A 21,104-nucleotide genomic window follows, 5' to 3' on the forward strand; every position below is an offset into this window, starting at 1 on the left:
AAAGGGGCCAAGCTGCGTTGAAGCTCCCATCCCACTTGGCCATTTTTGCCAAGTAGAAGGATCCTCATGCCGAACGCTCGGCGTAGTTCTTTTCGACCCATTCGCGGTACGAACCCGATTGGATATTGCTTACCCAATCCTGGTTGTCCAGGTACCACTCTACGGTTTTGCGAATACCCGTCTCGAACGTCTCAGCCGGCTTCCAGCCCAACTCACGCTCCAGTTTGCGTGCGTCGATGGCATAACGGCGGTCATGGCCTGGGCGATCGGTCACGTAAGCAATCTGGTCGCTGTAAGGCTTGCCATCCGCTTGAGGACGCAGCTCATCGAGCAAGGCGCAAACGGTGTGGACGATGTCCAGGTTTGGCTTTTCGTTCCAGCCGCCGACGTTATAAACCTCACCCACAGTGCCGGCTTCCAGTACACGACGGATAGCGCTGCAGTGGTCTTTAACGTACAACCAGTCACGAATTTGCTGACCGTCGCCGTACACCGGCAGGGCTTTGCCTGCCAGTGCGTTGACGATCATCAACGGAATCAATTTTTCCGGGAAGTGATACGGGCCGTAGTTGTTCGAGCAATTGGTCGTCAGTACCGGCAAGCCATAGGTATGGTGGTAGGCACGTACCAGGTGGTCGCTCGCCGCCTTGCTCGCCGAGTAAGGGCTGTTAGGCTCGTACTGATGAGTTTCGGTGAACGCCGGGTCTTCCTTGGCCAGGGAGCCATAGACTTCATCAGTCGACACATGCAGGAAGCGGAAAGACTGCTGTGCATCAGCGTCCAGTCCTTTCCAGTAGGCGCGCACCGCCTCCAGCAGGCGGAAGGTACCGACGACGTTAGTCTCGATAAAATCTTCCGGGCCATGAATGGAGCGGTCGACGTGCGACTCGGCGGCGAAGTTCAGGATAGCGCGCGGCTGGTGTTCAGCGAGCAGGCGCTGGACCAACTGAGTATCGGCGATATCACCCTGTACGAACACGTGGCGCTTGTCGCCTTCGAGCGAGCTGAGGTTCTCCAGGTTGCCGGCATACGTCAGCTTATCCAGATTAATGACCGGCTCATCCGCCTGGGCTACCCAGTCCAATACAAAGTTTGCACCGATAAAGCCCGCACCGCCGGTTACTAAGATAGTCATTGAGTCAGATCTTTTTCAGTAGTGTTGCAAAAATTAGCCCGAGGTTCCCCATAAACGTCTGCCGATACAAACCAGCAGACCAAAACCCCAGCACTCGTCTAAATAACGTTTGACTCCGCGCACCTTTGAAGCGCGCAAGGGTCGTTCGATGCTCTTCGCAGAGACGATGCTCCATGGCTTCGAGTGCACGAATGTTCTGTTCGTTCCACTCGTAGAAACGTCCTTGAAAGATCATCCGTAGCCGAACCAGGCGAGCTGCCCAGCTGGAGTTGCTGCCAATCAGATTTTCATCATGCTGGCGGTAAAGCATTCGAGGCTCGGGATCGTAGTGAACGACGCCTCCCGCCCCCGTGACGAGCTGATATGCCCACCAATCGTGAGACGGAACGACGACATCCAGCCCCGCCTCCATGATCAACTCACGAGCAGCCTGGTTGAACACCATGGTATTGCCGCCCGCAATGCTCTGAACGAGTGCGTTCGAGAAGTGCGGAGGCAACGTGAACAGCGGCGAATAACCCAGCGTGACACCCGAGTCGCTGACCAGCTGAGTGCGACCACAGTAAAGGGCCGGAACGTCTGAAGGCTGGGTCTGCAACCACTCAATGGCTACCTGCAGCTTCTCGTCATTCCAGATATCGTCCTGATCGCACCAGGCAAAATAATCCGCCTGGATATCGGCGCGACACGTCAACGACAGAAAATTGGCGACAAAGCCTTTCTGAGGACCAGCCACGACGCGCAAGCGGTCGCTGCCCCAACGATTGCTGTACTTCTGGAAGATCTGCGAAGTACTGTCTTTGGAACCGTCGTCAGAAATGACTAATGTCCAGCCGCTATGGCTCTGCCGTTCAATGGAGTCGAGCTGTTCAGCAAGGAACGCTTCACCATTGTACGAGCACATCAAAACCGCGACGTTTGCGAGGCAAACATCGTTAGGCAGAGCATTGGAAAGGCTACGCGATGCGAAAATAGACACAATATCCCTTTGCGAGCGTACTACATATCCTGCAGGGAGGTAGGATATAGGCCACAATAAGGTCGGAATTATTACAGCATTAAATGGTAAGAGCAATCTTACTGATGACCAACGGTCGACGTCCTCGCCCCGCTCAGAGGCTCTAGGATCAGGCGTTGCACCTCTAAACCGGGGGTTTGTGACGCTACGCGGCCTAAATGACCGGAGGGTAACCTTCCCTGATCCGCCCGCAATGGCTAAATCATGTTAGTGCGCCATCAGTGAATACGCCAAACCACTGCGAATAACCGCGTTCGCCGCGAGCCGAAAACCTGCTTATCCCGGTCGCCCGCCCTGCAAACGCCGAAGAGGGTATAGCGCATATTCAGTTATGATGCGTCGACAACGCCTAACGGAAGTGCGACTGACCTATATCAACGAACGCTGAATAGCTGCAGTTGCGCACTGGCTGACGAACCCGATCCACTTCATTATCACGCTCACAACAATCCATCGGTTGACTCTACACATCACTTATCGGCTCTTATTCAACAAGAGCAATAGAACAACTTTGTCAAATGAAAAATGAGCAGCGTTGAAACTGGAGCTCGAATGAATACCAAGACCATCGCGATTATCGGCGCAGGCTTCTGCGGCTCGACGCTGGCCGTACACTTGTTGCGTCACCCGCCGGTCACCGCCTTGAAAATTCTGTTGATCAGCCGCCCTGGCAGCATGGCCCGCGGGGTTGCCTACAGCACCCGCGCCCGCGCCCATGTGCTCAACGTGCCCGCCGGCAGAATGAACGCCCTCGCCGGTGAAGACGACAGCTTTTATGACTACGTTAAACGCCACGCCCCAACTGCGACACCCGGCTCCTTCGTAGAGCGGCGCGTCTATGGCGATTACCTGGAAGCGCTGCTGAAGGACGCCATCAGCCGCGCGCCGCAGGGTTGTGAGCTGCACGAGGTGATTGGCGAAGTGGTCAAGATAGTCCCCCAGCCCAATGCAAACGGCGCACTGCTCTTGATGGATAACGGAGAGCATTATCGCGCCGACAGCATCGTTTTGAGCATTGGCAGCTGTGCACGCCAGGAACCGGCTATCGCCCCGCAATATCGACAGTTCTACGCAAGCCCGGGCTACGTGCATGACCCATGGCAACCCGGCGCACTGGATGGCATCAGTGCCAATGACCCCGTCTTCCTGATCGGTAGCGGACTGACCATGCTGGATGTCGTGCTCGACTTACGTGATCGAGGGCACAAAGGCACTATTCAAGCCGTCTCACGCCGTGGCCTGCTGCCCCAACCGCACCGCGAATTGAATGCACACCCCGCTTACGACGAGGGGCTGTCACAGCACATGTTGACCGATTGCAGGGTGCGTCATTACGTACGCGCAGTCCGTGACGCGGTCAGGCTGCACGCTCAAAGCGCAGGAGACTGGCGCGACATCATCGGTGGATTGAGGTCGGCCACCCAGCAACTGTGGCAGGCCTTGCCGCTCGATGAACGCCGACGATTCTTGCGGCATATACGCCCTTACTGGGACGCCCATCGCCATCGTTGTGCACCCCAACCCGGCGCCCGCATGCACGAAGAACTCGCCAGCGGCCAGCTCAAGCTGTTGGCCGGGCGCATCGTCGGCTACGCGTCAAACCCTCAGGGCGTAAGCGTTTCAGTACGCCGTCGTGGCGCCAGCACCGAGGAACAGTTGCAGGTTAAAGCGGTGATCAATTGCACGACGCCAGCCCTGGACCTGCGCCAATTGGACGACCCTCTGCTCAAATCCCTGCGCGCAGATGGCCTGTTAGTGCCTGACGCACTCGGAACCGGGATGGGTATCGCCCCTTCAGGCGCGCTGCTCGATTGCAATGCCGTGCCGTCAGACTGGCTGTACTACGTCGGGCCCTTCCTCCAGGCGCGAGACTGGGAAGCCACCGCAGTACCCGAACTGCGCGACTACGTGAAAAGCATGGCGCAGACGCTGACGACTGCGCTCACTCGACAATAGATCGCAGACCTGACGGGCGCGCGCTTTCGCGGGCCCCCGTCAGCGTTGAGGCAGTGCTCAGCACCTCACTCAACGTCTACCAAACACAAACCCCAACCCGACGATGATCAACCCCATCCCCAACACGCTTAACAGCGCGAGCCGGTTACCAAAGATCAGGTAATCCATCACCGCCGTCACTGCTGGCACCAGATAGAACAAACTGGTGACATTCACCAGATTGCCACGCGCGATCAGACGGTACAGCAGCAGCGTCGCCAGTAACGACACCACCAGCCCCATCCATAGCACCGGCAGGTAAAAGTTGGCGCTTTGTTCAAAGTGGAAAGGTTGGAACGGTACAAACACGGCACACAGCAGCAACCCCGCCAGATACTGCACGGGCAGCGTACCGAGAGGGTTATCGGTGATGCGTTTTTGCATGATCGAGCCAAACGTCATGCTCGCCAGCGCCAGCAGGCCGAACAGCATCCCGGCCAGGGACATCCCAGACAACCCAATGCCCTGATAGACCACCATGATCAACCCCGCCAGCCCCAGTCCAAGACCGAACATCCGGCGTAACGAACGCTGACGTTCCACCAGCACCACCGTGAGTATCGGCTGCACCCCCATGATGGTGGCCATCACGCCGGGAGTGACTTTAAGGTCCAGCGCCAGCAGATAGAAAATCTGATACGCGCCTAACAGCACCAGCCCCGTCGCCGCCGCATAGAGCATGGGCTTGCCGGGACGTGGCAGTTTCAACCTGAGGATCGGCACCAGAACCACCAACCCGGCCAGGGCGATGGCAAAGCGAATCAGCAGAAAGGCAAAGGGCGAAGCATGGGCCAACCCCCACTTGGAGAATATCGCCCCGCTGCTCCACAACAGGACAAACAGGCTCGTCGAGGCCGCCGCGGCCACGGATTGTTTCGAAAGAACAGACATGGTTACCACCTGCAATCAGGCAAAAAAGCCAATTCAGCCAAGGCTGAAACTCAGTAGGTTTTTTTCAGGCGGGCACAGGGGACAGCGAATCGCTGATCAGCCCGCAATGCCAACACCCGGCGGTGATACGACTGCGTACACCGGCGTGCTACTGACAGGTGGGGGGTAGTGACTGATCTGCGCAGGCTGTTTATTCCCGCACGGCACGACCACAGCGCTGACCGCTGAATCGACTACCGCTATGCGCTGGGAAGCTGGCATGTGCTGATCTTTTTTGAAGGGATAACGACGCGCCGACTATAACCAGCCGCCTTCCTGTTTTGCAATCACTTCACCCAGGCGCCGTGCGTGGAAGAGTTTTCATGCCTGCGAACAAGCCCGGTCGCTATAATGCCGGCCAGTTTTTTTGAAGGATTTCACATGATCGCTTTGCCCTGGCTGTACCTGGTGCTTCTCTCCATTGGCTATGTATTGGCCTTGACCTACGGGCAATTGGGCATGTTGGCGGCGGTCTCGGTGGCCATGCTGCTGATCGCCGGGTACGCCGTACGCCAGCAACGCAGCCCTTGGGCGCGCTACCTCGGGCACGGCTTGTTCGTGGTGCTGGCCCTGGGCCTGGCGATGCACTGGCTGCCGGGTTTCTACAACGGCCGCGGCATCGCGCCCGAGCGCCTGACACCGGACGCGGTGCCGTTTTCGATGTACCTGAACCAGGACAAACCGCTGATCGGCTTCTGGCTCCTACTCGCTTGCCCATGGATTGTGGCGCGCCGCTCGTTGCGCCTGTCGATCTGCGTCGCCGCCCTGGCGGTGACCCTGACAGCAGTGGCAGCGTTGGGTGGCGCCGCGTTGCTGGGGATGATCAGTTGGGCCCCCAAATGGCCGGAACAGGCGTGGCTGTGGGTGCTGAATAACCTGCTGCTGGTGACCCTGGTCGAAGAAGCGTTGTTTCGCGGCTATATCCAGGGCGGCCTGAGCCAACGCTTCAAACACCTGCCCTACGGGGAAAACCTGGCATTGCTGCTGGCCTCGTTATTATTCGGCCTGGTGCACCTGGGCGCAGGTTGGCATTGGGTGCTGCTGGCGAGCATTGCAGGCGTCGGTTATGGGCTGGCCTATCGCTTTGGCGGCCTGGGCGCAGCGATCGCCACGCACTTTGGCTTGAACCTGCTCCACTTCGGTTTGTTTACCTACCCGATGCTGGCCGGTTGATTGTTGCAAAAATAAGTTAAATAAATACCCGCAATGGCCGACAACCCATCAAAGCCTTGCGGATTGAACAATCATGCGTAATAACCAACCCGTTACCCAGCGCGAACGTACCTTCCCCGCTCAGCAACGGTTGATCTCCACCACAGACGCCAAAGGCGTGATTACCTACTGCAACGACGCCTTCGTCGAAATCAGTGGGTTCACCCGCGACGAACTGGTCCGTGCGCCGCACAACCTGGTACGTCACCCGGATGTTCCGCCGGCCGTGTTCGCGCACATGTGGTCCACGCTCAAACAAGGCTTGCCATGGATGGGCATCGTTAAGAACCGCTGCAAGACGGGCGATCACTACTGGGTTAACGCCTACGTGACGCCGGTCTTCGATGGCAACCAGGTGATCGGCTACGAATCGGTGCGCATCAAGCCCACCGCCGAGCAGATCCGACGGGCCGAAGCGCTCTATCAACGCATCAACCAGGGCAAGTCGGCCGTGCCTCAGCGCGACAAGTGGCTACCGGTGCTGCAGGACTGGCTGCCGTTTATTCTGGTCAGCCAGTTGAGCTTCATGATCGGTGCCTCGCTCAACTCCCACTGGGGCTTTGCCCTCGCGGCGGGTTTGTCGGTGCCGCTGGGCCTGCTCGGCCTGAGCTGGCAGCAGCGCGGCCTCAAGCGCTTGCTGCGCCTGGCCGAGCAGACCACGTCCGACCCGTTGATCGCACAGATGTATACCGACAGCCGTGGCGCACAAGCGCGACTGGAGATGTCGATCCTCAGCCAGGAAGCGCGCCTGAAGACGTGTCTTACCCGCTTGCAGGACACTGCCGAGCACCTCAACGACCAGGCAGCGCAGTCCAACACCCTGGCGCACAACAGCTCCAGTGGCCTGGAACGTCAGCGCGTGGAAACCGAACAGGTGGCCACCGCCGTCAACCAGATGGCGGCGACCACCCAGGAAGTCGCCAGCCATGTGCAGCGCACCGCCGACGCCACCCAGGAAGCCAATCGCCTGACCGGACGCGGCCGCGACATCGCCGGGGAAACCCGCGAGGCGATACAGCGCCTGTCGGTCGCCGTGGGCGAAACCGGTGTGACCGTCACGCAATTGGCCAAAGACAGCGATGAAATCGGCGGCGTGGTCGACGTGATCAAAGGCATCGCCGACCAGACCAACCTGCTGGCGCTGAACGCCGCCATCGAAGCGGCGCGCGCCGGTGAGATGGGCCGTGGTTTTGCGGTAGTGGCCGACGAAGTCCGTCAACTGGCGCAGCGCACCGCTGAATCCACCGGGCAGATCCATGCCCTGATCGCCAAGCTGCAGCAGACCGCCGCCGCTGCGGTGCAAACCATGGACGCCGGGCATCGCCAGGCCGAAGAAGGTGTGGCACGGGTGATGGAGGCAGATCAGGCCTTGGTGGGCATCAGTGAGGCCGTGGCCAACATCACCGACATGACCACCCAGATCGCCGCGGCCACCGAGGAGCAAAGCGCGGTGGCCGAAGAGATCAGCCGCAACATCAGCACGATTGCGCTGTTGGCGGATCAGACCTCGGAACAGGCGATGAACTCGGCGCAGTTGAGCGAAGAGCTGACCCACACGGCGAATACCCAGTATTCACTGGTCGAGCGCTTCAACCGGTAAACCGCTCTCGCGAGCAAGCCCGCTCGCACATTTGGAATGCATTTCCAATGTGCGAGCGGGCTTGCTCGCGAAGGGGCTCCTAACAGGCACCCAGAAACTCAGCGACTTTCACCGCCGCAGCCTGCAAATGCTGCTCATGACTAAACCCCGACGCCTTCAGCGGCTTCAAATCATGATCGCCCGCCACCCGCCACATCACCTCGATGCTCGGCGACAACTCATACCCCTGCACCGCCGCCCGATTACCCAGCGCATCGCGCTCGCCCTGCACTATCAACGTCGGCGTCTTCAGCCCGGCCAGATGCTCGACCCGTGGCTTTTCCGGCTTGCCCACCGCATAGAACGGATAGCCCAGGCACACCAACCCATCGGCGCCCAACTCATCGGCCACAATACTGGCCATGCGCCCGCCCATCGACTTGCCGCCGATGGCCAGTTTCCCAGCGACATGACGTCGCACCACGGCATACACCTCACGCCAACATTCCAGCAGCTTCGGTGCCGGGTTGGGTGGTCGTTTCCCCCCATCCGCACGGCGTTGAACCATGTAGGGAAACTCGAAGCGCAACACGTTCACGCCATGCCCGGCAAGGCGTGCAGCCATGTCGCTCATAAAGGCTGAGTCCATAGGCGCGCCAGCACCATGAGCCAGGATCAGCGTCACCGGCGCACGCGCGATCGACCCCGTCGCGGCATCCCACAACCAGCCATGTTCCCGTACACACTGCGCCCATTGATCCCCGTCAATACTGGCCTTGTGCTCTTTGCTCATGCTTGCCTCGCTTTTTAGTCTGCCTATAACTCCAGCCCAAGTGCCGCATTTGCTTGGGTTGAACCGTGGATGGGGAACCATGAACACTACTTTAAGTACCGCCTATAACTACAAGGTGGTCCGCCAATTCGCCATTATGACGGTGGTGTGGGGCATCGTCGGCATGGGGCTCGGGGTTTTTCTCGCCGCCCAATTGGTTTGGCCTGCACTCAACTTTGACTTGCCCTGGACCAGCTTCGGCCGCTTGCGCCCGCTGCACACCAACGCGGTGATCTTCGCCTTCGGCGGCTGCGCACTGTTCGCCAGCTCCTTCTACTCGGTGCAGCGCACCTGCCAGACGCAGCTGTTCGCGCCGAAAATTGCCGCGTTCTGCTTCTGGGGTTGGCAATTGGTGATCGTGCTGGCAGCCATCAGCTTGCCGCTGGGCTACACCACTTCCAAGGAATACGCCGAGCTGGAATGGCCGATCGCTATCCTTATCGCCGTCGTCTGGGTCGCCTATGGCGTCGTGTTCTTCGGCACAGTGATGAAGCGCAAGACCAAGCACATCTACGTCGGTAACTGGTTCTTCGGTGCGTTCATCATCACCGTGGCCATCCTGCATATCGTCAACCACGCTTCCCTGCCAGTGAGTTGGACCAAGTCCTACTCGGCCTATGGCGGTGCCACAGATGCCATGGTGCAGTGGTGGTATGGACATAACGCGGTAGGCTTTTTCCTCACTGCCGGTTTCCTCGGGATGATGTACTACTTCGTGCCCAAACAGGCCGAGCGGCCGGTGTACTCCTATCGCCTGTCCATCGTGCACTTCTGGGCCCTGATCACCCTGTACATCTGGGCCGGCCCGCACCACCTGCACTACACCGCACTGCCGGACTGGGCACAGTCGCTGGGCATGGTGATGTCGCTGGTACTGCTGGCACCGAGCTGGGGCGGCATGATCAACGGCATGATGACCCTGTCGGGCGCCTGGCATAAGTTGCGCAGCGACCCGATTCTGCGCTTCCTGGTGGTGTCCCTGGCCTTCTACGGCATGTCGACGTTCGAAGGGCCGATGATGGCCATCAAGACGGTCAACGCCCTCTCCCACTACACCGACTGGACCATCGGCCACGTACACGCCGGCGCCCTCGGTTGGGTGGCGATGATCTCCATCGGCGCGCTCTACCACATGATCCCGAAAGTCTTCGGCCGCGAGCAGATGTACAGCCTCGGCCTGATCAACGCGCACTTCTGGCTGGCCACGATCGGCACCGTGCTCTACATCGCCTCGATGTGGGTCAACGGCATCGCCCAGGGCCTGATGTGGCGTGCGATTAACGAAGACGGCACGTTGACCTACTCCTTCGTCGAAACCCTGGTGGCCAGCCACCCTGGCTTCATCGTGCGACTGGTGGGCGGGGCAATCTTCCTCAGCGGCATGTTGCTGATGGCTTACAACACGTGGCGCACCGTACGTTCGGCGCAACCGGCCGAAGTCGTCGCTTCTGCGCAGATGGCCTGAGGAGTCAGTGATGAAACACGAAACGATTGAAAAGAACGTCGGCCTGCTGATGCTGCTGATGGTGCTCGCCGTGAGCATCGGCGGCCTGACCCAGATCGTCCCGCTGTTCTTCCAGGACGTCACCAACAAACCGGTGGAAGGCATGAAGCCCTACACCGCGCTGCAACTGGAAGGCCGCGACATCTATATCCGCGAAGGCTGTGTGCAGTGCCACTCGCAGATGATTCGCCCGTTCCGCGCCGAAACCGAACGCTACGGCCACTACTCGGTCGCTGGCGAAAGCGTCTGGGACCACCCGTTCCTGTGGGGCTCCAAGCGCACCGGGCCGGACCTGGCGCGCGTCGGCACGCGCTACTCGGATGACTGGCACCGCGCGCATTTATACAACCCGCGCAACGTCGTGCCGGAATCGAAAATGCCGGCCTATCCATGGTTGGTCACCGCCCCCGTCGACAGCAGCCACACCGAGACCAAGTTGCACGTCATGCGCACGCTCGGCGTGCCGTACACCGACGAGGACATCAGCGGCGCCGTCGCCAGCCTCAAAGGCAAAACCGAGATGGACGCGCTGGTTTCGTACCTGCAAGTGCTCGGCACTGCCATCAAGAGCAAGAGGTGAGCCATGGGATTTGAATTCGATGCGGGCACCATCCGCGGCCTCGGCACACTGGTCGTCGCCATCGCCTTTATCGGCCTGTCGCTGTGGGTGTTCAACAACCGGCGCAACGAGGCGTTCGAGCAGGCACGCCTGCTGCCTTTCGCCGATGAACCTTCGCCATCCGACGCTCAAGAAGAGCCTGCAACAAGGAGCACTCGCCCATGACGACCTTCTGGAGTACATGGATCTGCGTATTGACCCTCGGCAGCCTGATCGGCCTGACCTGGCTGCTGATCGGCACCCGCAAGGGCGAGACCAAGGGCAGCGTCGACCAGACCATGGGCCATGCCTTCGACGGCATTGAGGAATACGATAACCCGCTGCCCCAGTGGTGGTTCATGCTGTTCGCCGGCACCCTGGTGTTTGCGGTCGGCTACCTGATCCTCTACCCGGGCCTGGGCAACTGGAAAGGCGTGTTGCCGGGCTATGAGAACGGATGGACCTCGGCCAAGGAATGGGACAAGGAAATGGCCAAGGCCGATACCAAGTTCGGGCCGATCTTCGCCAAGTTCGCCGCCATGCCGGTGGAAGAAGTTGCCAAGGACCCGCAAGCGCTGAAGATGGGCGGTCGCCTGTTCGCCTCCAACTGCGCGGTGTGCCACGGCTCGGATGCCAAGGGCGCGTATGGCTTCCCGAACCTGGCGGACAACCTCTGGCGCTGGGGCGGTTCGGCTGACGCGATCAAGACGACCATTCTGAATGGTCGCCACGCGGCGATGCCGGCCTGGGGCGAGATACTGGGTGAGGATGGGGTGAAAAACGTCGCCGCCTTTGTGCGCCACGACCTGGCCAAGCTGCCCTTGCCCGCTGACAGCACCGCGGATCTGGCGGCCGGTCAAGCCGCCTTCAACACCACCTGCGTGGCGTGCCACGGGCCACAAGGCCACGGCACCGAAGCCATGGGGGCGCCGAACCTGACCGAGCCTGCCGGTTTTATCTACGGCACCAGCCTGGCGCAATTGCAGCAGACCATCCGCCATGGCCGCCAAGGTCAGATGCCGGCGCAGGACGTGCTGCAAGGCAACGACAAAGTGCACCTGCTCGCCGCCTATGTTTACAGCCTGTCCCACAACGCTGATGGCGCAACGCCAGAAAGCCACGCTGAGTAACCTCTGACTGCCGCCCCTGTTCGGGGCGGCAACTTTTGCGTTTTACGCGACCAAGTGTCGCACCCTTCCCCACCGCAACTTTCCCCTCCTGCCATTCGGGTCTACGCTTGTTCCCACAGTGGATCGGTATTGACCGGTCGACGGCCGATTTGCACTCGATGGGTTGAACATTTTTGCAGGGTGACAGGCGCAAAGGCTGGCAGTGACCGGCTATCGTGCCACTGACCACTCGTCACCTCGAGAGCGTGTTTACACACACCAAGTTACAAGTCCCCGCCAGCAATAAATTTTCCTGTCCACTCGATCAGCTTTCTATTTCCGATTTTGTCCTTACTTAAAACATGGAAAGGGCGCAGAATCTGGCGTGGAACGCATTGATACAGGTCAGTCATTGCGTTGCAATGGCCCCTCGCTTTCTACATACTTGCGGCCGATTTTACCTATAAAAAAACCTAAACCGTGGAACCTTAGAATGAGCACAGCAATCAGTCCGACTGCTTATAACTATAAGGTAGTCCGCCAGTTCGCCATCATGACGGTGGTCTGGGGGATCCTTGGCATGGGGCTCGGGGTGTTTATCGCCTCGCAACTGGTTTGGCCGGAATTGAATTTCGGTTTGCCATGGACGACCTTTGGCCGCCTGCGCCCGCTGCACACCAACCTGGTGATTTTTGCCTTCGGTGGGTGTGCGTTATTTGCCACTTCCTACTATGTCGTGCAGCGAACCTGCCAGACGCGACTGATCTCCGACGGCCTCGCGGCTTTCACCTTCTGGGGCTGGCAAGCCGTTATCGTCGGTGCGATCGTGACCCTGCCGCTGGGCTACACCACCACCAAGGAATACGCCGAGCTGGAATGGCCAATCGCCATTTTGCTGGCCATCGTCTGGGTGACCTACGCCCTGGTGTTCTTCGGCACCATCGTCAAGCGCAAGACCAAGCACATCTATGTCGGTAACTGGTTCTACGGTGCCTTCATCCTGGTGACGGCGATGCTGCACATCGTCAACCACGCGTCGCTGCCGGTCAGCCTGTTCAAGTCCTATTCGGCGTATGCCGGTGCGACCGACGCGATGATCCAGTGGTGGTACGGCCACAACGCCGTAGGCTTCTTCCTCACCACCGGCTTCCTGGGGATGATGTACTACTTCGTGCCCAAACAGGCCGAACGCCCCATTTACTCGTATCGCCTCTCTATCGTGCACTTCTGGGCATTGATCACCCTGTACATCTGGGCCGGTCCTCACCACCTGCACTACACCGCGCTGCCGGACTGGGCGCAATCGCTGGGCATGGCGATGTCGATCATCCTGCTGGCCCCAAGCTGGGGCGGCATGATCAACGGCATGATGACCCTGTCGGGCGCCTGGCATAAGCTGCGCACCGACCCGATCCTGCGTTTTCTGGTGGTGTCGCTGGCGTTCTACGGCATGTCGACCTTCGAAGGGCCGATGATGGCGATCAAGACCGTCAACTCCCTGTCCCACTACACCGACTGGACCATCGGCCACGTACATGCCGGCGCCCTCGGTTGGGTGGCGATGATCTCCATCGGCGCGCTGTATCACATGATCCCCAAACTGTTCGGCCGTGCGCAGATGCACAGTGTCGGGCTGATCAACACCCACTTCTGGCTGGCCACCATCGGCACCGTGCTCTACATCGCCTCGATGTGGGTCAACGGCATCACCCAGGGCCTGATGTGGCGTGCGATCAACGATGACGGCACCCTCACTTACTCCTTCGTCGAAGCGCTGCAAGCCAGCCACCCGGGCTACATCGTCCGCGCCATCGGTGGTGCGTTCTTTGCCAGCGGCATGCTGTTCATGGCCTACAACGTCTGGCGCACCGTGCGTGCTTCCGACCCGGTAGAAGCCGAAGCCGCCACCAAGATCGCCGTTGTGGGAGCTCACTGATGAAGCATGAAGTAGTCGAGAAGAACATCGGCCTGCTGGCCTTCTTCATGGTCATCGCCGTGAGCATCGGCGGCCTGACCCAGATCGTTCCGCTGTTTTTCCAGGACGTGACCAACAAACCCGTAGAAGGCATGAAGCCGCGCCCAGCGCTGGAAGTTGAAGGCCGTGACGTGTTCATCGCCAACGGCTGTGTGGGTTGCCATTCGCAAATGATCCGTCCGTTCCGTGCCGAAACCGAACGCTACGGCCACTACTCGGTGGCCGGGGAAAGCGTCTGGGACCACCCGTTCCTGTGGGGTTCCAAACGGACCGGCCCGGACCTGGCCCGTGTCGGCGGTCGTTACTCCGATGACTGGCAGCGTGCGCACTTGTACAACCCGCGCAACGTGGTGCCTGAATCGAAAATGCCGGCGTACCCGTTCCTCGTGGAAAACAAGCTCGACGGCAAGGACACCGCGAAGAAACTCGAAGTCTTGCGCACCCTGGGCGTGCCCTACACCGATGAAGACATCGCCGGTGCAGCCGCCGCCGTGAAGGGCAAGACCGAAATGGACGCATTGGTGGCCTACCTGCAAGGCCTTGGCACCATCATCAAAAGCAAACGGTGATCTTCATGGATATCGGGATGATTCGAGGCCTGGGCACCGTTGTCGTGATGGTGGCCTTCATCGGCCTGGCATTGTGGGTGTTCAGCCCGCGGCGCAAGTCGGAGTTTGACGACGCGACCATGCTGCCCTTTGCAGATGATCCCGAAGCCATCAAGCACGTCGAGCAAGCTTCTAGGAGTAACAAAGAATGACTACGTTCTGGAGTCTGTACGTCACAGTCCTCAGTCTGGGTACCATTTTCGCCCTGACCTGGCTGCTGCTGTCGACCCGCAGGGGGCAGCGCGCCGAACAAACGGACGAGACCGTCGGTCACTCGTTCGACGGCATTGAGGAGTACGACAACCCGTTGCCGAAATGGTGGTTCATGCTGTTCGTCGGCACCATCATCTTCGCCCTTGGCTACCTGGCGCTGTACCCCGGTCTGGGCAACTGGAAGGGCCTGCTGCCGGGCTACAACTACCTCGACAACGACAAGCAAACCCCGTTCGCCAATGGCCAGACCGGCTGGACCGGCGTGCATGAATGGGAAAAGGAAATGGCCAAATCGGACGCCAAGTTCGGGCCGATCTTCGCCAAGTTTGCCTCAATGCCGATTGAAGACGTGGCCAAAGACCCGCAAGCCTTGAAGATGGGTGGCCGCCTGTTCGCCTCCAACTGTTCGGTATGCCACGGTTCCGACGCCAAGGGCGCCTACGGCTTCCCTAACCTGACCGATGCCGACTGGCGCTGGGGCGGTGAGCCGGCCACCATCAAGGAAACCATCATGAAAGGCCGCCATGCGGTGATGCCGGCCTGGGCCGAAGTCATCGGCGAGCAAGGCGTGGCCGACGTGGCGGGTTTTGTGGTGACCAACCTCGACGGCCGCAAACTGCCGGAAGGTGCCAAGGCCGACGTGACCAACGGCGCGAAACTCTTCGCCGCCAACTGCGTGGCCTGCCACGGCCCTGCCGGTAAAGGCACCCCAGCGATGGGCGCGCCGGACCTGACCCACCCGGGTGCATTCATCTACGGTTCGAGTTTTGCGCAACTGCAGCAAACCATTCGTTATGGCCGTCAGGGCCAGATGCCTGCGCAGGAGTTGTTGCAGGGGAATGACAAGGTGCACTTGCTGGCGGCGTATGTTTACAGCTTGTCTCATGGGGATAAGCCAGCCGATCCAAAGTGACACGTTAAAATCACAAAAGCCCTGCCAATGTTGAATCCGCAGGGCTTTTTGTATGGTGAGGGTCTGGCACCCTCACTCAGCGGCCATAGACGATTTATCGAGCGTCCGCGCCAGCCGTTGTTACCTCATGTTCCCTCAACATTGCGTCCATGTAGGCACGGATGTCCTGCCGGTCAAACTTACCGTTGCGCTCGCCTTTGTCATCCAGATCCAGGGACGCCGTGAAACCGCCACGCTTGAGCACTTCCAAAGCGAGCACTTGGTCCGACGAGGTAAATTTGTTTCCAGCCATACCCATGGCGATGTATCCCAAAAATTCTACCGTCAAAAACCCCCTGTTTTCAGGATCCTCCAATCGGTCAAATTCGTTACCCAAAAGCTTGCCCAACTCATACCTGTCCATGCTGGCGTACAGATCAGACATCTCTCGCAGCGTTGCACGTGCAAAATTGGAGTCTACAGGCGAAGGTGCTGAGGCGTTATAAGTTGCAAGCGTCGAAGAAATATTCAAGTTTTCATCTCATTAGTAAACAATCCCACTCCCAACACAGGTAGTGGGTGACGCATGAGTGCTCTACTTCATCGCCTCAGTTCCGCTATCACATACGGACTTACGCATTACATCGCGCCGCGACACATCTGGCCGGGCCGCCCTGTACTGGATGAGACAGATGTTCAGTCCTGCGGCGCCTCACTGATTAATCCATGGGATGAATGACCTGCCTACCGGCAAAAAACGTCCATACTTGCCAAGTCAATTGATCCAGATCACATATACCATCCATTGATTTCCCCCAACGCGACCAAAGGTCGCACCCGTTGAGCAGCATCAGGGGCGTATCATTACGCCACTGCAAGACCCTATTTTTGACCCCGGCTGGCACGTACTGGCCGAGGCAAATCTCCACCGCCGTGGGATGCAATGATGAGCAACCAAATACCGGTACACGACGTTACCCCGCCTGCCAAAAACGCCAGCAACACGGTCGACCTCTATGCGTCGCGAGAGAAAATCTACACCCGCGCCTTCACCGGCCTGTTCCGCAATTTGCGCATGCTCGGCGGTGCCGGTTTGTTCCTGCTCTACTTCGGCACCGTGTGGCTGAATTGGGGGGGGCACCAGGCCGTTTGGTGGAACCTGCCGGAGCGTAAATTCTTCATTTTTGGCGCGACCTTCTGGCCTCAGGATTTCATCCTGCTCTCGGGCATTCTCATCGTTGCGGCCTTTGGCCTGTTCTTTATCACCGTGTACGCCGGGCGCATCTGGTGTGGGTATACCTGCCCGCAAAGCGTGTGGACGTGGATCTTCATGTGGTGCGAAAAGGTCACCGAAGGCGACCGTAACCAGCGCATCAAACTGGACAAAGCGCCGATGGGCGCCAACAAATTCCTGCGCAAACTCAGCAAGCACACGCTCTGGTTGTTGATCGGTTTTGTCACCGGCATGACCTTCGTCGGCTACTTCTCGCCGATCCGCGAACTGGTGTTTGATTTCTTCACCGGCCAGGCCGATGGCTGGTCGTATTTCTGGGTCGGTTTCTTCACCCTCGCCACCTATGGCAATGCCGGCTGGCTGCGCGAACAGGTGTGTATCTACATGTGCCCGTACGCGCGCTTCCAGAGCGTGATGTTCGACAAAGACACCCTGATCGTGTCCTACGACCCGCGCCGTGGCGAAGTGCGTGGCCCGCGCAAAAAGGGCAGCGACTACCAGGCCGAGGGCCTGGGCGATTGCATCGACTGCACCATGTGCGTGCAGGTGTGCCCCACCGGTATCGACATTCGCGACGGCCTGCAAATCGAGTGCATCGGCTGCGCTGCCTGTATCGACGCCTGCGACAACATCATGGACAAGATGGACTACCCGCGCGGCCTGATCAGCTACACCACCGAGCACAACCTGTCCGGTCAGAAAACCCATAAATTGCGCCCGCGCCTGATCGGGTATGCCCTGGTGTTGCTGGCAATGATCAGCCTGTTGGCCGGCGCATTTTTCATGCGCTCGCTGGTGGGGTTCGACGTCAGCAAGGACCGCGTGCTGTACCGGGAAAACGCTGAAGGGCGCATCGAAAACGTCTACAGCCTGAAAATCATGAACAAGGACCAGCGCGACCACACCTACGTGCTCGACGCCTCGGGCCTGCCGGACCTCAAGCTGCAAGGCCGACGCGAAATCAAGGTTGCGGCCGGGGAAATCTTCAGCATGCCGGTGGAGTTGTCCAGCGCGCCGGAGCAACTGCCGTCGAGTACCAACGAGGTGAAATTCATCCTCAGGGATGCCGATGACGACAGCGTCCACATCGAAGCCAAGAGCCGATTCATCGGCCCACAAGTGCGTTAACCACCCAGTTCGCTAACTAGAGAGCACAACAATGCCCGTCGCTACTGCCGCAAGCCCCTGGTACAAGCACCTTTGGCCCTGGATCATCATTGGTATCCTGACCTGCTCGGTGACCCTGACCTTGTCCATGGTGACCATTGCGGTGAAAAACCCGGACAACCTGGTTAACGACAACTACTACGAAGCCGGCAAGGGGATCAACCGTTCCCTTGACCGCGAACTGCTGGCCCAAACCCTGCAACTGCGCGCCAACGTGCACCTGGACGAGTTGACCGGCGAAGTCGAGTTGCACCTCAGCGGCAACAGCAACCCGAATACCCTGGAGCTGAACCTGATTTCCCCGACCCAGCCGGAGAAGGACCGCAAGATCAACCTGACCCGCAGCGACAGCGAGCCCGGCCGCTACGTCGGCCAGGTGACCGACAAGGTCGAAGGCCGACGCTTCGTGGAACTGCTCGGTGTGGAAGGCGACAAGACCTGGCGCCTGTTTGAAGAAGAACAGGTCAGCCACGATAAGGACTTGCTGTTGGGTGACGAGCCGTTGCAAGGTGCAGAAGACTTGGACAAGTAAGCAACCTGCGCGTCGCGCATCGCGGGCCAGCCTGCTCCCACAAGGACACCATGATCCTGTGCAGGAGCCGGGCTGGCCCGTGATGAGGCCCACCCCGCCACCAAAGATCCAACTCATGACCAGCCCAATTCCCTGCTACCACTGTGCCCTGCCCGTCCCTGCCGGTAGCCGGTTTACCGCCGTGATCCTCGGCGAACGTCGCGAACTGTGCTGCCCGGGCTGCCAGGCGGTGGCCGAAGCCATTGTGGCCGGCGGCCTGGAAAGTTATTACCAGCACCGCAGCGAAGCCTCGGCAAACCCTGAGGCGCTGCCGGTGCAACTGGTGGACGAGCTGGCGCTGTACGACCGTGCCGATGTGCAAAAACCCTTTGTGCGCCACGATGGCGAGCTCGCCGAAACCACTCTGCTGATGGAAGGCATCAGTTGCGCCGCCTGCGGCTGGCTGATCGAGAAACACCTGCGCAGCCTGCCCGCAGTGGCCGAGGCACGCCTGAACCTGTCCAACCATCGCCTGCAAGTGCGCTGGGCCGACGGGCAATTGCCGTTGAGCCAACTGCTCGCTGAGCTGCGTCATATCGGCTATGCCGCCCATCCTTACCAGGCTGACCGTGCCGCCGAGCAACTGGCCGGCGAAAACCGCCTGGCCTTGCGCCAACTGGGCGTGGCGGGGTTGCTGTGGTTCCAGGCGATGATGGCGACCATGGCCACCTGGCCGGAATTCAATATCGACCTGAGCCCGGAGCTGCACGTGATCCTGCGCTGGGTGGCGATGTTTCTGACCACCCCCATTGTGTTCTACAGCTGCGCGCCATTTTTCAAAGGTGCACTGCGCGACCTGCGCACGCGCCACCTGACCATGGATGTGTCGGTATCCCTGGCCATTGGCGGCGCGTATTTCGCGGGCATTTGGACGGCCATCACCGGCGTCGGCGAGTTGTATTTCGACGCGGTGGGCATGTTCGCGCTGTTCCTGCTGGCCGGCCGCTACCTTGAGCGCCGGGCGCGGGAACGCACGGCCGCCGCCACCGCGCAATTGGTCAACCTGTTGCCCGCCTCTTGCCTGCGCCTCAACGCTGACGGCCAAAGCGAGCGCATCCTGCTCAGTGAGCTGGCGTTGGGCGACCGGGTGCTGGTGCATCCCGGCGCGGTACTGCCAGCGGACGGGGTGATTCTTGACGGCCAATCCAGTATTGATGAATCCCTGCTCACCGGTGAGTACCTGCCACAGCCTCGGCACAGCGGTGATGCAGTCACCGCCGGTACGCTCAACGTCGAAGGCGCACTCACCGTCGAAGTCCGTGCCCTGGGCCATGACACGCGCCTGTCCGCCATCGTGCGCCTGCTGGAACGCGCCCAGGCCGAGAAACCGCGCCTGGCACAAATCGCCGACCGGGCCGCACAGTGGTTCCTGTTGTGTTCGCTGATTGCCGCCGTATTGATCGGCCTGGTGTGGTGGGAGCTGGATGCCTCGCGGGCATTTTGGATCGTGCTGGCGATGCTGGTGGCGACCTGCCCGTGCGCGCTGTCACTGGCCACACCGACCGCCCTCACCGCCGCCACCGGCACGCTGCACACACTCGGCTTGCTGTTGACCCGTGGCCATGTGCTGGAAGGCTTGAATCAAATCGACACGGTGATTTTCGACAAGACCGGTACGCTGACCGAAGGCCGCTTGGCGTTACGCGCGATCCGCCCCTTGAGCGCACTGAACAGTGATGAATGCCTGAGCCTCGCCGCCGCCCTGGAAAACCGCTCCGAACACCCGATTGCCCGGGCGTTCGGCCGAGCGCCGCTGGCCGCCGATGAAGTCCTCAGCTCCCCGGGGCTCGGCCTGGAAGGTCGCGTAGGCGAACGCCAGTTGCGCATCGGCCAGCCTGGTTTTGTCTGCGAACTGAGTGGCTGCCAAATTCCCGAGTCGCCGGATGAGGCCGGCCAATGGCTGCTGCTGGGCGACCGTCGTGGCGCACTTGCCTGGTTCGTGCTGGATGACCGCCTGCGCAGCGACGCGCCAGCCCTGCTGGCCGCGTGCAAGGCGTGGGGCTGGCGCACGCTGCTGCTGTCGGGCGACAGCTCGCCGATGGTCGCCAGTGTCGCCCTGGAGCTGGGCATCGACGAAGCCCATGGCGGCCTGCGCCCTGACGACAAACTGCAGGTGCTGCAACAGCTGCACCAGCAAGGCCGCAAGGTGCTGATGCTCGGCGATGGCGTCAATGATGTGCCCGTGTTGGCCGCCGCCGATATCAGTGTGGCGATGGGCTCGGCCACAGACCTGGCGAAAACCAGCGCCGATGCTGTGTTGCTGTCCAACCGCCTCGACGCGCTGGTGCAAGCGTTTAGTCTCGCGCGGCGCACGCGCCGGGTAATCATCGAAAACCTGTGGTGGGCCGGGCTGTACAATGGCCTTATGCTGCCGTTTGCCGCCCTCGGCTGGATCACTCCAATCTGGGCGGCGATCGGCATGTCCCTCAGTTCGTTGACTGTGGTGCTCAACGCCTTGCGCCTGACTCGCCTGCCGAGCGCGCCGGCTGCAAGCGCCGCCTTAGTAACCCGCCCGCTGCCGGCTTGAGCCGC

Annotated in this window: 20 protein-coding genes; 14 read left to right on the top strand and 6 right to left on the bottom strand. The window is 60.1% G+C overall.

What is annotated here, in order from left to right; translation table 11 throughout:
* From A7D21_RS35195 to A7D21_RS08375, 3 genes are all read right to left on the bottom strand, one after another.
* A partial coding sequence (locus tag A7D21_RS35195; protein WP_141718212.1) for a sugar nucleotide-binding protein occupies positions 1 to 68 on the bottom strand: 68 nt, incomplete at its 3' end.
* Complete coding sequence (gene rfbB / locus A7D21_RS08370; protein ID WP_069551465.1) at positions 65 to 1,135, bottom strand: dTDP-glucose 4,6-dehydratase; 1,071 nt, start codon at positions 1,133 to 1,135, stop codon at positions 65 to 67. The genes A7D21_RS35195 and rfbB, both read right to left, overlap by 4 nt.
* A 4-nt stretch (positions 1,136 to 1,139) precedes the next feature.
* Entirely contained in the window at positions 1,140 to 2,114 is a 975-nt protein-coding gene (locus A7D21_RS08375; RefSeq protein WP_083272171.1) for a glycosyltransferase family 2 protein, read from the bottom strand.
* Positions 2,115 to 2,705: 591 nt separating this feature from the next.
* Here A7D21_RS08375 and A7D21_RS08380 point away from each other — a divergent pair.
* Positions 2,706 to 4,109, top strand: a complete 1,404-nt coding sequence (locus tag A7D21_RS08380; protein ID WP_069551466.1) for an FAD/NAD(P)-binding protein — start codon at positions 2,706 to 2,708, stop codon at positions 4,107 to 4,109.
* A 69-nt stretch (positions 4,110 to 4,178) separates the two neighbouring features.
* On the opposite strand, the gene A7D21_RS08385 is transcribed toward A7D21_RS08380, so the two are convergent.
* Positions 4,179 to 5,039, bottom strand: a complete 861-nt coding sequence (locus A7D21_RS08385; protein WP_053257416.1) for a DMT family transporter — start codon at positions 5,037 to 5,039, stop codon at positions 4,179 to 4,181.
* A gap of 420 nt (positions 5,040 to 5,459) precedes the next feature.
* Here A7D21_RS08385 and A7D21_RS08390 point away from each other — a divergent pair, with 420 nt between their 5' ends.
* Together A7D21_RS08390 and A7D21_RS08395 are read left to right on the top strand one after the other, a co-directional pair.
* Positions 5,460 to 6,251, top strand: coding sequence for a CPBP family intramembrane glutamic endopeptidase (locus tag A7D21_RS08390; RefSeq protein WP_053257417.1), 792 nt, complete (start codon positions 5,460 to 5,462; stop codon positions 6,249 to 6,251).
* A gap of 73 nt (positions 6,252 to 6,324) precedes the next feature.
* Entirely contained in the window at positions 6,325 to 7,890 is a 1,566-nt protein-coding gene (locus A7D21_RS08395) for a PAS domain-containing methyl-accepting chemotaxis protein (protein WP_053257418.1), read from the top strand.
* Between the two features lie 79 nt (positions 7,891 to 7,969).
* Here the strand turns inward: A7D21_RS08395 and A7D21_RS08400 are convergent, their stop codons facing one another.
* Positions 7,970 to 8,662, bottom strand: coding sequence for an alpha/beta family hydrolase (locus tag A7D21_RS08400; RefSeq protein ID WP_053257419.1), 693 nt, complete (start codon positions 8,660 to 8,662; stop codon positions 7,970 to 7,972).
* Between the two features lie 79 nt (positions 8,663 to 8,741).
* On the opposite strand from A7D21_RS08400, the gene ccoN (A7D21_RS08405) reads away from it, so the two are divergent.
* From ccoN (A7D21_RS08405) to ccoP (A7D21_RS08440), 8 genes are all read left to right on the top strand, one after another.
* On the top strand, positions 8,742 to 10,166 hold the full coding sequence (gene ccoN, locus A7D21_RS08405; RefSeq protein WP_053257420.1) for a cytochrome-c oxidase, cbb3-type subunit I: 1,425 nt from the start codon (positions 8,742 to 8,744) through the stop codon (positions 10,164 to 10,166).
* Between the two features lie 10 nt (positions 10,167 to 10,176).
* A complete protein-coding gene (gene ccoO, locus A7D21_RS08410; RefSeq protein WP_053257421.1) occupies positions 10,177 to 10,785 on the top strand; it encodes a cytochrome-c oxidase, cbb3-type subunit II in 609 nt (202 codons plus the stop codon).
* A 3-nt stretch (positions 10,786 to 10,788) separates the two neighbouring features.
* Positions 10,789 to 10,989, top strand: coding sequence for a cbb3-type cytochrome c oxidase subunit 3 (locus A7D21_RS08415; RefSeq protein WP_053257422.1), 201 nt, complete (start codon positions 10,789 to 10,791; stop codon positions 10,987 to 10,989).
* On the top strand, positions 10,986 to 11,933 hold the full coding sequence (gene ccoP / locus A7D21_RS08420; protein WP_069551467.1) for a cytochrome-c oxidase, cbb3-type subunit III: 948 nt from the start codon (positions 10,986 to 10,988) through the stop codon (positions 11,931 to 11,933). The genes A7D21_RS08415 and ccoP (A7D21_RS08420) overlap by 4 nt, the downstream gene beginning before the upstream one ends.
* 472 nt (positions 11,934 to 12,405) lie before the next feature.
* Positions 12,406 to 13,848: a cytochrome-c oxidase, cbb3-type subunit I gene (ccoN, locus tag A7D21_RS08425; protein ID WP_053257424.1), complete on the top strand. Its 1,443-nt coding sequence runs from the start codon at positions 12,406 to 12,408 to the stop codon at positions 13,846 to 13,848.
* Positions 13,848 to 14,456 (top strand): cytochrome-c oxidase, cbb3-type subunit II, encoded by a 609-nt coding sequence (ccoO, locus tag A7D21_RS08430; protein ID WP_053257425.1) that lies wholly within the window; start codon positions 13,848 to 13,850, stop codon positions 14,454 to 14,456. Before ccoN (A7D21_RS08425) ends, ccoO (A7D21_RS08430) begins: the two co-directional genes overlap by 1 nt.
* A 5-nt stretch (positions 14,457 to 14,461) precedes the next feature.
* Entirely contained in the window at positions 14,462 to 14,647 is a 186-nt protein-coding gene (locus A7D21_RS08435; RefSeq protein ID WP_003193169.1) for a CcoQ/FixQ family Cbb3-type cytochrome c oxidase assembly chaperone, read from the top strand.
* Entirely contained in the window at positions 14,644 to 15,621 is a 978-nt protein-coding gene (gene ccoP, locus A7D21_RS08440) for a cytochrome-c oxidase, cbb3-type subunit III (RefSeq protein WP_069551468.1), read from the top strand. Before A7D21_RS08435 ends, ccoP (A7D21_RS08440) begins: the two co-directional genes overlap by 4 nt.
* Positions 15,622 to 15,715: 94 nt before the next feature.
* On the opposite strand, the gene A7D21_RS08445 is transcribed toward ccoP (A7D21_RS08440), so the two are convergent.
* Entirely contained in the window at positions 15,716 to 16,132 is a 417-nt protein-coding gene (locus A7D21_RS08445) for a hypothetical protein (protein ID WP_139372146.1), read from the bottom strand.
* Positions 16,133 to 16,546: 414 nt separating this feature from the next.
* Here A7D21_RS08445 and ccoG point away from each other — a divergent pair, with 414 nt between their 5' ends.
* The 3 genes from ccoG (at position 16,547) to A7D21_RS08460 (ending at position 21,099) form a co-directional block, all read left to right on the top strand.
* Positions 16,547 to 17,962 carry a cytochrome c oxidase accessory protein CcoG gene (gene ccoG, locus A7D21_RS08450; protein WP_053257428.1) on the top strand — a complete coding sequence of 472 codons (1,416 nt, stop codon included), beginning with the start codon at positions 16,547 to 16,549 and terminating at the stop codon, positions 17,960 to 17,962.
* Between the two features lie 31 nt (positions 17,963 to 17,993).
* On the top strand, positions 17,994 to 18,533 hold the full coding sequence (locus A7D21_RS08455; protein WP_053257429.1) for a FixH family protein: 540 nt from the start codon (positions 17,994 to 17,996) through the stop codon (positions 18,531 to 18,533).
* Positions 18,534 to 18,648: 115 nt separating this feature from the next.
* Entirely contained in the window at positions 18,649 to 21,099 is a 2,451-nt protein-coding gene (locus A7D21_RS08460; RefSeq protein ID WP_069551469.1) for a heavy metal translocating P-type ATPase, read from the top strand.
* The last annotated feature ends 5 nt before the right edge of the window (positions 21,100 to 21,104 follow it).

Origin of the sequence: Pseudomonas sp. AP19, from assembly GCF_001728855.1 — a bacterium.
Taxonomy (GTDB): domain Bacteria; phylum Pseudomonadota; class Gammaproteobacteria; order Pseudomonadales; family Pseudomonadaceae; genus Aquipseudomonas; species Aquipseudomonas fluorescens.

Bases quoted from the DNA above. Each gene is read 5' to 3' on its own strand.
- ccoN (WP_053257420.1), top strand. From the start codon at position 8,742: ATGAACACTACTTTAAGTACCGCCTATAACTACAAGGTGGTCCGCCAA.
- ccoP (WP_069551468.1), top strand. From the start codon at position 14,644: ATGACTACGTTCTGGAGTCTGTACGTCACAGTCCTCAGTCTGGGTACC.
- ccoO (WP_053257425.1), top strand. From the start codon at position 13,848: ATGAAGCATGAAGTAGTCGAGAAGAACATCGGCCTGCTGGCCTTCTTC.
- ccoN (WP_053257424.1), top strand. From the start codon at position 12,406: ATGAGCACAGCAATCAGTCCGACTGCTTATAACTATAAGGTAGTCCGC.
- ccoG (WP_053257428.1), top strand. From the start codon at position 16,547: ATGAGCAACCAAATACCGGTACACGACGTTACCCCGCCTGCCAAAAAC.
- A7D21_RS08455 (WP_053257429.1), top strand. From the start codon at position 17,994: ATGCCCGTCGCTACTGCCGCAAGCCCCTGGTACAAGCACCTTTGGCCC.
- A7D21_RS08385 (WP_053257416.1), bottom strand. From the start codon at position 5,039: ATGTCTGTTCTTTCGAAACAATCCGTGGCCGCGGCGGCCTCGACGAGC.
- A7D21_RS08435 (WP_003193169.1), top strand. From the start codon at position 14,462: ATGGATATCGGGATGATTCGAGGCCTGGGCACCGTTGTCGTGATGGTG.
- A7D21_RS08460 (WP_069551469.1), top strand. From the start codon at position 18,649: ATGACCAGCCCAATTCCCTGCTACCACTGTGCCCTGCCCGTCCCTGCC.
- ccoP (WP_069551467.1), top strand. From the start codon at position 10,986: ATGACGACCTTCTGGAGTACATGGATCTGCGTATTGACCCTCGGCAGC.
- A7D21_RS08415 (WP_053257422.1), top strand. From the start codon at position 10,789: ATGGGATTTGAATTCGATGCGGGCACCATCCGCGGCCTCGGCACACTG.
- A7D21_RS08390 (WP_053257417.1), top strand. From the start codon at position 5,460: ATGATCGCTTTGCCCTGGCTGTACCTGGTGCTTCTCTCCATTGGCTAT.
- A7D21_RS08395 (WP_053257418.1), top strand. From the start codon at position 6,325: ATGCGTAATAACCAACCCGTTACCCAGCGCGAACGTACCTTCCCCGCT.
- ccoO (WP_053257421.1), top strand. From the start codon at position 10,177: ATGAAACACGAAACGATTGAAAAGAACGTCGGCCTGCTGATGCTGCTG.
- A7D21_RS08400 (WP_053257419.1), bottom strand. From the start codon at position 8,662: ATGAGCAAAGAGCACAAGGCCAGTATTGACGGGGATCAATGGGCGCAG.
- rfbB (WP_069551465.1), bottom strand. From the start codon at position 1,135: ATGACTATCTTAGTAACCGGCGGTGCGGGCTTTATCGGTGCAAACTTT.
- A7D21_RS08380 (WP_069551466.1), top strand. From the start codon at position 2,706: ATGAATACCAAGACCATCGCGATTATCGGCGCAGGCTTCTGCGGCTCG.